The organism is Pseudomonas silensiensis (assembly GCF_050434865.1).
Taxonomy (GTDB): domain Bacteria; phylum Pseudomonadota; class Gammaproteobacteria; order Pseudomonadales; family Pseudomonadaceae; genus Aquipseudomonas; species Aquipseudomonas fluorescens_W.
On record NZ_JBNDJH010000002.1, the window covers coordinates 184,852 to 196,520 of the forward strand.

At 51.1% G+C, this 11,669-nt stretch carries 11 protein-coding genes; all 11 read left to right on the forward strand.

Annotated features, from left to right (window positions below; genetic code table 11):
* Positions 1 to 66 precede the first annotated feature (66 nt).
* The 11 genes from QF010_RS03340 (at position 67) to QF010_RS03390 (ending at position 11,487) form a co-directional block, all read left to right on the forward strand.
* Positions 67 to 1,779, forward strand: coding sequence for a coiled-coil domain-containing protein (locus QF010_RS03340; RefSeq protein WP_429380388.1), 1,713 nt, complete (start codon positions 67 to 69; stop codon positions 1,777 to 1,779).
* Between the two features lie 249 nt (positions 1,780 to 2,028).
* Positions 2,029 to 2,862, forward strand: a complete 834-nt coding sequence (locus QF010_RS03345) for a ParA family protein (protein ID WP_429380386.1) — start codon at positions 2,029 to 2,031, stop codon at positions 2,860 to 2,862.
* Positions 2,859 to 4,115: a ParB/RepB/Spo0J family partition protein gene (locus tag QF010_RS03350; RefSeq protein ID WP_429380384.1), complete on the forward strand. Its 1,257-nt coding sequence runs from the start codon at positions 2,859 to 2,861 to the stop codon at positions 4,113 to 4,115. The genes QF010_RS03345 and QF010_RS03350 overlap by 4 nt, the downstream gene beginning before the upstream one ends.
* Positions 4,116 to 5,230: 1,115 nt before the next feature.
* Positions 5,231 to 6,475 carry a DUF7146 domain-containing protein gene (locus QF010_RS03355; protein WP_429380382.1) on the forward strand — a complete coding sequence of 415 codons (1,245 nt, stop codon included), beginning with the start codon at positions 5,231 to 5,233 and terminating at the stop codon, positions 6,473 to 6,475.
* A gap of 387 nt (positions 6,476 to 6,862) precedes the next feature.
* Positions 6,863 to 7,567, forward strand: coding sequence for a LytTR family DNA-binding domain-containing protein (locus QF010_RS03360; RefSeq protein ID WP_429380380.1), 705 nt, complete (start codon positions 6,863 to 6,865; stop codon positions 7,565 to 7,567).
* 406 nt (positions 7,568 to 7,973) lie between these two features.
* Positions 7,974 to 8,126 carry a hypothetical protein gene (locus tag QF010_RS03365; RefSeq protein WP_429380378.1) on the forward strand — a complete coding sequence of 51 codons (153 nt, stop codon included), beginning with the start codon at positions 7,974 to 7,976 and terminating at the stop codon, positions 8,124 to 8,126.
* A gap of 71 nt (positions 8,127 to 8,197) precedes the next feature.
* Complete coding sequence (locus tag QF010_RS03370; protein WP_429380376.1) at positions 8,198 to 9,151, forward strand: PD-(D/E)XK nuclease family protein; 954 nt, start codon at positions 8,198 to 8,200, stop codon at positions 9,149 to 9,151.
* A 62-nt stretch (positions 9,152 to 9,213) separates the two neighbouring features.
* The gene (locus QF010_RS03375; RefSeq protein WP_429380374.1) at positions 9,214 to 9,699 is read left to right on the forward strand and encodes a hypothetical protein; all 486 of its coding nucleotides are present in this window, start codon (positions 9,214 to 9,216) and stop codon (positions 9,697 to 9,699) included.
* A 627-nt stretch (positions 9,700 to 10,326) separates the two neighbouring features.
* Positions 10,327 to 10,698 carry a hypothetical protein gene (locus QF010_RS03380; protein ID WP_429380372.1) on the forward strand — a complete coding sequence of 124 codons (372 nt, stop codon included), beginning with the start codon at positions 10,327 to 10,329 and terminating at the stop codon, positions 10,696 to 10,698.
* A gap of 83 nt (positions 10,699 to 10,781) precedes the next feature.
* A complete protein-coding gene (locus tag QF010_RS03385; RefSeq protein ID WP_429380370.1) occupies positions 10,782 to 10,964 on the forward strand; it encodes a hypothetical protein in 183 nt (60 codons plus the stop codon).
* A 70-nt stretch (positions 10,965 to 11,034) separates the two neighbouring features.
* Positions 11,035 to 11,487, forward strand: coding sequence for a hypothetical protein (locus tag QF010_RS03390; protein WP_429380368.1), 453 nt, complete (start codon positions 11,035 to 11,037; stop codon positions 11,485 to 11,487).
* Positions 11,488 to 11,669 lie beyond the last annotated feature (182 nt).

Consider the following 11,669-nt stretch of genomic DNA (forward strand, 5'->3'; position numbering starts at 1 on the left):
AGTTGTTTTCTCACTTTTGGGCCATTCACTACCCACTATTAGTAAAACATCTTTGGATTTGTTGTTATGCCCTCCCCCAACCCACCAACGCTTCATGCCAATGCACATGGCTACTCCAATGGAGCGGATGGGTACAGCAAAATGGCTCTAGGTACTTTCAGCATGCGGAATACTTTTAAGCTCAGCGTACTGGCGGCAGCCTTGGCGCTTGCCGGTTGTGTTGGCGGCACGAACAAACCCGTTGAGTTGAGTACCATTGGCCCTCAAAGCCAATATGATCAGCAGATCCAGGATTCGCTCGGTGATCAGCGTACGACCGAAGCGCAAATGCTCTATCAGCGTCGGTTTAACGATTTCCAGGGCCAGATTAACGAGCTTGAGGAAAAGCGGAAAAACCTTGATGCGGCGTTGAACCAACGTGCGTACGAGAGTGGCGTTGCGGAAGCTCCTGCATCGGCGTCTGAAGCCGGCAGGATTAAGGAGTATCAAGAGGCGGCCAGGGCTTCTCAGTCGCGCGTAGCGGAGGAGTCGTCCAAGTACGCTATCCAACAGTCCCTTATCGAGAACAAGCGCGACAAGGCAATCCTGGAAGCTGAGAGCCGTGCGGCGAAGCGGATTGCAGATATCGAGCTTCAGTCTTCGAAGGAACTGCAGCAGACAGAAGACCGTTTGCGTCAGGACATCGACGGGCGCAAGAGCTTCGATACCGCTGCCCGGCTCGAAGAATCGAAGAAGTTTGACGAGCAGCGCATTACCCTTTTGCTGGCCAACGCAGATGCTGAGCGCCAGGCAAATGATAAGCTCACGTCAGAAACGAACGCACTTGCAAGAATTCGAAGCGAGTCTGAAGGGCGTATCGCAGATTTGAATCGGCAGATTTCTGCCCTTCAAGCTCAACTCCAGCGGACCGAGGCTGATGATGGTCGGGCTATTGCCCTTCAACAGTCCAAAGTCGCTGGCGCTACTACCGAGTCCGAACGCCTGGCGGGTATCTCGCGGCAACTCAAGTCATCGACCGCGGCTGCAAACGTTAATGCTTCGGTTCCAAACAGTGACTTTGTACAGGTCAAGGAGTCGGAGCTCGCCCGTGTACGTACGGATGCAGAGGCACGTAAAACCCAGCGTATCGCGGACGTAAACTCAGGCCTTGCGCAGGAAAAAAACGACATCATTTCGCATGCGAGAACTGAAATTGCCTCGATTTCATCGCGCACCGAAATGGCTAAAGCTACCGTTCTCGCACCAGTTGTCACAGGTCGTGCTGTCTATGCTGACAATTACTCTGCTGGTACAGCGGTTAAGACCCCTACTCCGCCTTCGACTACTCTGGCTCCTCAGCCTAAGCCCGTTCCGGCAAAAGTTAACCAAGCCCCGGCTCCGGTCCTTACCATCTCGCGCTTTGAGCCGAAGGTGAATCAAACGCCATCACAGATCACCAATGACGAAATCGGTGGTGCAGTGATTGCCGGTGGTTCGGGCGTTGCTCCACCCTCTGCCCAGGGTGGCGCAGCACCTCTCCGCGTGGCAATAAAGTCGCGACCGGTCTATGAAGTGCTTTACGTCTTCAAGGACGAGGCAAGCTGGACCAAATTCCAACAATTTCTCCAAGCGTACGGTATCACTGAGATTTATCCCTCCCGAAACAACAAAGCCGGTGAGTTCCTTATCTACTGTGGCCGCTATTACGATGAAGACCAAGCGGCTAGTCGTGTCACCTATCTCAACAAAACAACTGCAACGAAGCACGCCCTGGTCCGCTTGACCCAGGTTCCGTTGTAGCGTCGAACGGTTTCCCCGGATTAGAAAAGATTTCGCATGCGAAATCTTTTTCCCGCCATCTCTACAATGCCTCCGACCAACCGCAGAGATGAATTTCTAGCGTGGTTTTTCGCTTGCTTGTTTCTGGCCTTCTTGAACGAAACCCGCAATGCGGATTTATTTTCGTTTATTTCACGCATTGCCCGTGTTTCGACTTGAAAAGATCCGCCATGCGGTTAAAGTGAGCTGGACCATTCAAGGAGCCAAACAATGAGCCGTAAACGACGTAACCGGGGTCGGGGTAAAATCATCGTCATCACCAACCAGAAAGGTGGCGTAGGCAAAACAACGATCGCATTCCATATCCTCTGCTTTCTTTATGATGCGGGTTTCAAAGTTCTGGGGATTGACCTTGATGGTCAGGGCAATTTCTCAAGCCGTTTCATACCTAAAGAAGATCGCATCGGCGGTTACCGTGCGGTTCATATGTTCAGTGCGGAACCCACTCACTTCGAGCCGTTGGCTACACAATACGGTCCAGAATTGATCTACGCACTGAACCGAGACGTTGAGTTGTTCCAGGTCGAATCTCTTCCGCTGGGCAACGCTGTAACCGCGTTCAACGACAAGATTGATGACCTTTCTAATGACTACGATTTCATCGTCGTAGACACCCCGCCGTCTTACGGCAATAAGATGGCTGCAGCATGCGTGGTCCAAGACTTCCTCTTTGTGCCCGTCGAGCTTGCTGCTTTTGCCGTTGAAGGCGTTGTTAACGTCGTTGAGTCGGTCAAAGAAATCGGTGCCATGATCGGGGAAGAGATCAAAATCACTGGTGTTATTTGCAACAAACTGCGCCATGTCAATTCGCACACTGAAGCGCTCACCGAGATGCGCAATGAAGTAGGTGTGGGGAAAATGATCCTGAAATCCAGCCTGGTAAACCGAGGTGCGGTTGATGATGCACTCCGCCTTGGAATGCCTGTCTGGCGTCAGAAGGGGTCCGGTGCAGAGCGAACCACTGCAAAAGAAATGACTGCCCTGATGCAAGAAATGGCAGGCATGTGTGGCATTAAAGTACAGACCAAAGGAGCTTCGAAGTGACAGAAGCCAAAAGTGGTAAAAGGAACCTCTCTGGCATGCAGAGTATCAAGGACCTTTCCAGCCTGCAGAATGCGGCCCAAGAAGATAAGGTACTACTCCTGTCTGTAGACCAGATTCTGGTCAAGGAGCAGGTACGCGGGAGTTTTCGAAAAATCGAGCAGCTTGCACAGAGCCTCAAGACTGAAGGCCAGCAATCGCCAATCATCGTTTCGCCGAAAGACCCGAATACTGGCAAGTACGAACTCCAGAAGGGCGGTCGTCGCGTAAAAGCGGCAGAGCTGATTCCTGGTTTCAAACTGAAGGCAACCGTCGACTCGAAGGTACGGAAGCCATCCGATGAGCATGCCTCTCAGTTAATTGAGAACATCCAACGTGAGGATTTGCTGCCACATGAGATCGGCCGCGCCATCCTTAAAATCAAGCAGGAAATGTTAGAGGAAGGCGAGAAAGCCACCGGCCGGGCGATTGCGGATAAGATAGGGGTGACCGAAAGCTACATTTCCAAATACCTTGAAATTTCCGATATCCCTGATGACCTCGCTCAGTTGATTGAGGACGACATCACCACTGATAGCGACCTCATTCACGGACTCAAACAAATTTCCGTACTTTCTCCGGTCATCTATAAAGAGCTGCTTGCGCAAGCGCGAAGCGGGGAGGAGGGCGGATTGACGCGGCAGCAGGTGCGTCACCATCTTAAAATTGCTAAGGGCCAGGTTGACCCAATCCTGTCACCTGAAGTTGTGGCTGCCAGGCAGCGTGAAGAGGAAGAAGCCAGAACTGCTGGTGAAAATAATGCTCCCGGGCAAACCTCGAGCGGCCAGGCTGAGGAATTAGGGGCTGGGAACGGCCAAGCTACGAACACAGAAAACATTTCGCATGCGAAAACTTCTGGTGGCCAACAACTCAACGGAAATGTAGTACAGCCGGGTTCAAATGTTACCCCGATTGACAGCGGTAAAAAGCCGACCCCTCCATCCGCCGACCCTGTTGCTGGACAGGGGAAGGAGCCAAAGGAACGGCGCTTGGGCAAAAATGAAACGATGGAAATTGTGCCGGCTGACTTGGTGATCGGCATCTCTGTTGCCTTAGATAAGAAACACCTGTTTGGCGAACTAATGACACGCCGGGTCCTTGGCGATCCAAGCAAGGCCTGGGTCTGTGTACTCGATGGCGGCAAGCAAATCGAAAAAATTGTTGCGGTCGAGGATATCTCGATTAGGAGCCTCGCAAAATTAGCTCGCGACGACTAAAAGATTTCGCATGCTGAATCTTTCAAACCGCGGTGAACCCGCGGTTTTTTTATGTCATTTATTTAAGTATTTGGGACATGACGTCCTTGAATTGGGCTATCCCTACAGCTAGATTTGACCTGTACCTAGTGATCTTTCGCATCAGAGCCTTTCTCTGTTGTTGATCACAACCTTTTCTACTCGACGCTTTTCGTCAGATAGTTAAGGGGTTTTTTTCATCGGTGACACTTCACCCATGAGATTGACCACCGTGTTTTGTTTCATGGATTTCATGGCCCTGGTCGTGATTTCCTTCTGGATTTCATCACCAATGGTTTTGACCTCCAGGCTTTACCCGCTCTTTAAAAACTGTCTTGTTCTTTAGGTTGTCTTCCCTCTGGATTTCTTCCTGCGACTTCGCGTTTGATGTTTACATCATTCACTATCTCGCTGTTCGCCTACGTTCAGTTTGTCCTTTGTCCGTGTTCGGTCTGCGTGTTTTTGGTGTTTGCTGTGTGCCCCTTGCACTCCTCATTCGTCATCAATTTGTTGCAGTTCGACGTCCTTGGTAATACTCCTAACGAGCTCAAACGTGAATTCATTTCATGTTTGTGCGGTTTGGTGGTTCTCATCGAGAATCACACAACATCGGTTTCAGCCACTGTCTTTGTTTCCTAAATCGCCGCTGCTCTGTACCTTTTGGTACATGATGCGCAGGTTTAAGTTTCATCGTCGCGTAGGCTCTATTGCGTCTCGTACGCTCTGAGTTTTTGCTGTTGCCCGTGTTAGCCCCTGACATTTGTCTAGGGCACCCTCGTAAAGCTTGCAAGCAGGCTTTAGGAAGGGTGTCCTTGACACAGCTACCTCAGAAAGCCCGGCGCATCTAATGCGCCGGGTTTTTTTATATCTGGTACATCGTGTCCTTGAATCTTCAATAAAACCTCTCTACCGTCAAAGGTGATCTTTCCGCCAGTTTTCGCATGCGCTTTTCGCATCGAGTTCTGACGAAGATCCCTTGCGCAGCTTTTCTGCTTGAGGGCTCTTTAACAACCTGCATTCACGTAACACACAACCCAGTAGGGCACGCCAAAGCCCTACGGGACATGGCTGCCTCTTTTTTTCCGAAGGAGAAAGCTATGTCAGGTAAAGATGAACGTCCTTCATTGAGGGAAGAGGTTGACCCATTGATCGAGCAGCATGGTTGGTTGAACGTCATTGAACGTTTAGCTCCCATGTTTCGCCCGGCCATTGCCAACCTTGGTCATCTCGTCGACTGCCCATTTCCTAACCGTCATCGTAATGGTGGTGGTCAGGAAGATTTTCGGTTTTCGGCGAAATCAGGCTATGAGGGGAGGTCGATTTGTTCCTGCAACCAGGAAGGATGGACCCCAGTAAACCTGCTGATCGAAGCCGGTGTCGGTAAAGATTTCAGCGCCGTATACCGCGAGATCAAAAAGGCTTTCCAGGGAACTGCCAAATACGTGTCCAAGGCTGCACCAGTGGTTAAACGGGCCCGCCCGAACATGACTCTGGAGGACGCGAATAAGGCGAGAAAACAGCTGATGAAGATAGTCAAGGATCTGCTTCCGCTGAACCACCCTGATGCACGCGTCGCTCGTTTGTATTTCCAGCGCCGTGGCATTCGCCTCAATAGTCGCGTCAACGATGTCAAGTTCCATCCAAGCCTTCCCTACAACGTTCGCAAGACAGTTCAAGGGGTGCCTGTATTGGAACTCGTTGGGAATTTCCCTGCGATCGTAACGGCGTTTCGTAATGCTGCAGGTAAGGTGGTTAATCTCCACCGGATCTACATCACTGCGGACGGCCGCAAGCTTGACGTCGTAAGCAAACCCAAGAAGATCTGCGCACCACTGCCAGGTTGGAGGGGGTCCTCTATGCACGTCGCCACCGTCGAAGGCTGCAGAACTCTGCATATCTGCGAAGGTGTTGAGAAAGGCTGGGCAATTCACAAGGTAACTGGCGAGTCGGTTCAAGCTGGCAACAGCTGCACCACGCTTCCAGGTATGTATGTGGACCCTGCCAAGTACGATGACGTTGTGTTGTGGTCAGATCATGACCCCTACAACGAAGAGCGGCAAAAGCCAGGGGACGGGCAAACCTACATGTATAAGCTGTTTCTTGAGCTTATGCGTCAAGGTAAACGAGTGTGCTTTATGGTGCCGGATACGAACCCCACGAAGGAAGCAAAGGGTCCTGATTGGGAAGACATAATCGTCGCCGAGGGTGTGCTTGATATGCCCATTGATGACAGTTTTGATTACCTGCGTACCCGTGCCATCAGTGGCGGTGTGTTTACACCTACAGGACATGCGAAGAAGCGCTCGATTGAGTGCACCCAAGCGGTTACTGAGGTGGCGTGAACGCTGAGAAAAACCCGACGAGCTTATTTGCTCGCCGGGTTTTTTTTCGCCTTGTTTTCATGATTCGCGCGGAATAGTCAGCAGCTCTGGCTGAAATTTCATCCCTCATTTTGAGTTGCTCAGTTTTGGTCCATTCGCGACGATTGTGATCACGGTAGTTGCGCTGGTATCAGATCGAAAGGGGAGGGGAGGGCAGGTCGTTGGCCATTCAAGGTGTGTAGGTTGTTGGCCGGCATCGGCCCTGGTATCACCGCCCAACTACCCTCTAGTCCCCAGGCTCGGATTCCATGGCATCCCACGGAGCGGGCTTCTGGCACGACCTGTTTGCCGTAGATTCCAGTCAGTCGAAATTGTCTGCGCGCGCAGTCGCGCTAAAGAAGTGGAGGGATGATGCAACTACGCTGCTATCGAAATCTGGTTCACTCCTTGGTGGATGCCGCAGAGTTTGTGGCCTTCAAGGCAGAATCAAAATACGTGCATGGAGTAATGGCAAACGGCGATGAGTATTTGGTTCTGCCAGACCGGATTAGTCTCAAGGAGTTGTTGGGTTCGATACCGGGATTGATGCGGGTAAGCCGCTCGGTCCTTGTTGCCCGGCGGCATGTTGAGCGGGTAGCTGGGACGCGTGATGAGCGGTGCGTACATGCTGCGGGGCAGAAATACAGGCTTTCACGCGATGAGCTTCCTGACGATTTCGAGTCCGCCGCTATCGAGAATGCCCTGGTGTTTATCCTCGAGAAGAACCGAGTGGTAGCAATTTCAAGGAGCAGGGAGAAATGGTATCTGCCAGTAAGGGTAAGGCTCGTTCACCTCGAAAGGACACTGCCGGGCCTGATGCGCGTCAACAGAGTAGTGCTCGTTGCAAGAACGCAGGTTGAACGCGTGACGGGCACTCCTGGCGAACGTCGCGTCCGCGTAGCTGGGATGGTTTACAGCCTCTCACGAGAGATTGATCCTGTGCCGTTCCAAATAGCAGCCTCAGAAAACACCACAAAGCGCAGAACCAAGTTCAGGGCTCCGAGGCTCCGATCTGATCATCCCGGGCTACCTCTAAATGCTCTTCAGATGGCCTCGCACGCGATCGCCGTCTAGCTGAGAAACCAGCGACTTGTCCCGCTTGACGACTGATCTGGCTTACGGTAGAAATGACGTGTCCCATTTGCCCTCTATGAGAGCAGACCTGAACTACGTCGTTGTCTTTCTTCGGTGTTTTTCGGGGTGCGATTCGAGTCACTGCTACTGCAGGATTTGATGAACACAGACGTTATTGGAACCATTTTGGAATCGTCGTTTTTCTGACCGTTCCGCATCTGAGATACCAGGCATTTCCTGTCACGTTCGCGTTTCAGTAGATTTGCCCCAGGATCGTGTATCTCTGCCGTATCGACCGCTGATTCCTTAGCTATCGATCAAGGCACCTCCGGCTTATAGCCATCCCCTGCACGGGTACTCTTTTTGAGCTTATCCCTGGTGCAGTCGGGGATATAGGAGGATCTTCATGACTTACGAAATTAAGATTGTTTCAGCCCCTCCTCTTTGGGAAAGGCCTTCTTCTGAAGCTTTTGAGTCCGCGAAAGCGCACTTTTTAGCCGGCGAGGATGACGATCAGTTCAAAGCTGAAGAACAACAATCCGAAGACCCAGTCTTCTAAATCAGAAATTTCCTTCGGGGGCAAACACACTGCCTCCGGGTTTGTCGTGCGCGCCCAATTTAGGTGAGAGCATGACTTCATTTCTTAATCCTGCGTACATCTTCAACCCCGTTGCGGATGATTTCGTAGTTAATCTTTCGCCATCGCAAATCCTGAAGTCTCAGGTTTGCATGCGTTCACTTGGATACTACCGCGCCAAAGTTAAACCCCAAGCGACTCCACAGAATCTTGTGTTTGGCTCTGCCTTGCACTGGGTGATTGAGGGGTTTATTAAGGGTTACATCGATGAAGCGGATATGGCGAGTCTATTTGCTCGGAAGTTCCATGAGCTTTCCGTTGGCAAGTTGATCAGTATGGCCAAATCCAAAACTCGGGAAGTAACTGAGGTAATTGGTAAGAAACTGGCTTTGCAGTTTCCTGCATTCTTTATCAATCTCGGGCTTCGGCCTGTGATTATTGAAGGGGCTTTCAAGCTTGAGATAGGGCCAAACACCTTTATCAATCTGGTCATCGACTTTGTTGGGATCGCCGAGAAGCGAATCATCTGCCCTGAAACAGGAGAGGTGTTAGCGGATATCGGTGACACCATCATCCTTGACTGGAAAACGGCAGCCGCAAAAGAAGGACGTTTGTTCGCTCGGTATTCCTTGCAACTTACGTACTACTGGGAAGCCGTGAGGTTGGCCTGTCAGCAGCTTGGGATCAGGGAGCCAAAACTGTGTGGATTCGCCTCCGGGTTGAAGCCAAACATGACAAAGCAAGATTCTGAGTCCTTAGCTAACGCTGTGTGGACGCCTATTCAATGGACTACCAGGACCCCTAGTGACGTCGAAGAGGCTTTCGACATTGCAAGAGGTGTGGCTGCTCGTATTCGCCGTGGGGAATTTCCTCGTGAGTCGGGTGCGGCATACAACTCACCATGTGACAGTCAATCCGGAAGGTGCGACTTTGCGGGTGTTTGTCTCGAAGGTTCATTGCGTGGCTTTAGAATTCCGACCGGGTACACAATTGCTGACCTGGTCTGATCATTTCCTAACTTGTAGGGCACCACTTGCCCTACGGGAGAGTGCTGCCCATTGGAGACCTTATGCGAGAGTCTTATCGGATGGAGCGGTATGCTCAACGAGCTGTTGATGCGAGAAAAGTTGTAGATGCTAGCCGTGCGCTTGCAAATCGGGCCGTTGCGTCCTATTTGGCGGAAGGTGAGTTTCTGTCTGACGAACTCAAAAAGCTTCGGTTCTTTGATCGGATGCAATACATCACTGCTAACTCTGAGTTGATTATTAGCTCGGATGGTGCAGAAGGTATAAATATTGTGTGGTGCCCAAATTCGCAAGTGCTGACCCATCGACTCCTCTCCGCGAGTATGCGGAACGGGTTTGAAGGTAAGCCGCATTATTTGGGCAGCTGGGTTCGTAATGTAGCGCCTTTTCAGCGTGATGCGTTGAGGAAGGAACTCGAGTCACGTTTGGAAAAACGGGTTCAAGAACGAGTCCTAAAACAAAATCAGCTTGCAATCATCTTCGAAGAAGAAGATTGCAGCGTACCGCAGTTCCTTCAAGCGAAGGGCTAAATCCAGCCCCTCGGGCCGGAAGTTAATACTTCCGGCGGGACGCCCTGGGAGTGTTATTCACTTAACACGCGACGGCGTAACTAATGGAGGTCTGTATGACGTACATTAAAAACCTGATGCTGGTTATCATTTCAGCAATCATGGGTACTGCTTCAACCTCCTTGTTTGAGGGATGGTCCGTAACCGAACAACGAATCGTATTTGTTGTGTCTGTGTTGATGGTAGCCGTGATGATGGCTAAATCTTCCACAAGGAGCAAAAGCAGGAAAAAAACTATGAATAAGAGACCTTCGGTAAAACGCAAGTCTCGACGTGGTAAAAGAAGAGGCCGTAGCCCTTAATGAGTAATTCGGAGACGTAAGAATCCCATAACTTCTAAAGGATATAGCTATGTCATTCCCAGTGATTCTCATGGTGTTATGCGTGGCCTTCGGGCTGTTCATGTACTGCGACTACTGCGAAAAGAAGGAGAAGAAACTTTTCTTCCTTTGACACCCTAGCAATAGGGCATGCTTCTTTGCTTCACCCACCAAGGGCCTAATCGACCCTTGGGTTGTTAGGTTCCTTTGTGGTTTCCAGTTCGCTGGTTCTATAAAAATAAAATCTAACTATAAGAGGTGAAACACCATGTTTAAAAATTCTAATCTCGGTATCAAATTGAAGTCCGTTGTGACGTCAGTGCCGAAAATTTCCAACGTTGTTGCTGGGCCTTTCAAACGGTATTTCCGTAGCCTCCTGTTTGCTTTGCTTCTGGAGACTATCGGGATGGGAACCCCCGCGAGGAAGTGGCTTGCTGTCGTGATGTATCCATCGCTGCAAGTTGCATCTAAGGTTAAGTGGGGTATCACTGGCTACGCGTTGTATCTGTTCTTCTACCGTGGGATTCACATGCCATTTTGGCTTACGGCTTTAAGTCTGTTCACGAGTGTTCTGCTCGTGGTCGCACTGGCCGCTGCCAAGATGGAATTCCAACACCACGGTTACCTATCCAGCAAATAAGCTGGTACCGGGCAACTCCACGCCCGGTCTGCAGACGGGCGTTATTTATTTATCTCCCGACTGCAGCGGGTAGGAGCGCAATCATGCTGGCATTTAAAGAAGGCAAAACGGCTGGACAAGAAGGGATCAAACACGACGAGAACCCATACCACTACATGTCGCAAGAAGGGCATGCCTGGGGTAATGGCTGGTTAGTTGGTCACGACCCAGAACTTTGGGGCGACCTTGAGAACAGCTACACCGAAATCCAAACCGAGAAACATTAAAGCCATCAGGTTCGCCTGGCGGTGGCGGGTCATTAATTTGAACCCGCCGGTGCGGGTTAGGAGTTTTGTTATGTCGAGCATTAAATCGAATACAGCGATGATCGGCCTTGCCGGTTATATCGTTGTGATCTTTGGCTTAAACCAAGAGGTAACTGCTTGGGAGCTCGGCCGTAAGGCTTCGCTTTCGAACGGTTGTCTCGATAACAACCCCTGGCCTTCGGGTTCGTGGGACCACGCTGAGTGGGCCCGCGGCTTTGAGCATGGAGTTCGTTATGACAACCAGAATGAGACCGGCATTGAGACAGCAGCGGTGGTGGAGACACCCCATGCCTATCCTGTTGAGCCTCTGACTGAGCGTTCGTTCTGGACTGCTGCAAATGACTTGCAGCTTGATCAGCACCTCTCAATCGACCAGCTTGCTGGCCGACTCGGGGTGTCGGTCGATCTGGTCAAACAGAGCATGGTTGCTCATCAGTTTTATGATGAGGACGCGATACCACTGGGTACTCGTGTGGCCAATTAATAATCAAAGGTTCATGTCACCTACCTGGTGCTTGAACCTGATGTTGTAGTCCGGATGCGCCCCAAGTGGGCGCATCTCCTCCTAGTGAGCTGGATCAAACCTCCGGCTCACGCCGGGTGTTTGCTCGAGATCACTGGTCTCGAATCACACCCGGCTCCGTGCCCGGGTGTTAACTATCTATT

Excerpts from the sequence above, each read along its gene's own strand:
- QF010_RS03340 (WP_429380388.1), top strand. The coding sequence starts at position 67 with ATGCCCTCCCCCAACCCACCAACGCTTCATGCCAATGCACATGGCTAC.
- QF010_RS03345 (WP_429380386.1), top strand. The coding sequence starts at position 2,029 with ATGAGCCGTAAACGACGTAACCGGGGTCGGGGTAAAATCATCGTCATC.
- QF010_RS03355 (WP_429380382.1), top strand. The coding sequence starts at position 5,231 with ATGTCAGGTAAAGATGAACGTCCTTCATTGAGGGAAGAGGTTGACCCA.
- QF010_RS03360 (WP_429380380.1), top strand. The coding sequence starts at position 6,863 with ATGATGCAACTACGCTGCTATCGAAATCTGGTTCACTCCTTGGTGGAT.
- QF010_RS03365 (WP_429380378.1), top strand. The coding sequence starts at position 7,974 with ATGACTTACGAAATTAAGATTGTTTCAGCCCCTCCTCTTTGGGAAAGG.
- QF010_RS03370 (WP_429380376.1), top strand. The coding sequence starts at position 8,198 with ATGACTTCATTTCTTAATCCTGCGTACATCTTCAACCCCGTTGCGGAT.
- QF010_RS03375 (WP_429380374.1), top strand. The coding sequence starts at position 9,214 with ATGCGAGAGTCTTATCGGATGGAGCGGTATGCTCAACGAGCTGTTGAT.
- QF010_RS03380 (WP_429380372.1), top strand. The coding sequence starts at position 10,327 with ATGTTTAAAAATTCTAATCTCGGTATCAAATTGAAGTCCGTTGTGACG.
- QF010_RS03385 (WP_429380370.1), top strand. The coding sequence starts at position 10,782 with ATGCTGGCATTTAAAGAAGGCAAAACGGCTGGACAAGAAGGGATCAAA.
- QF010_RS03390 (WP_429380368.1), top strand. The coding sequence starts at position 11,035 with ATGTCGAGCATTAAATCGAATACAGCGATGATCGGCCTTGCCGGTTAT.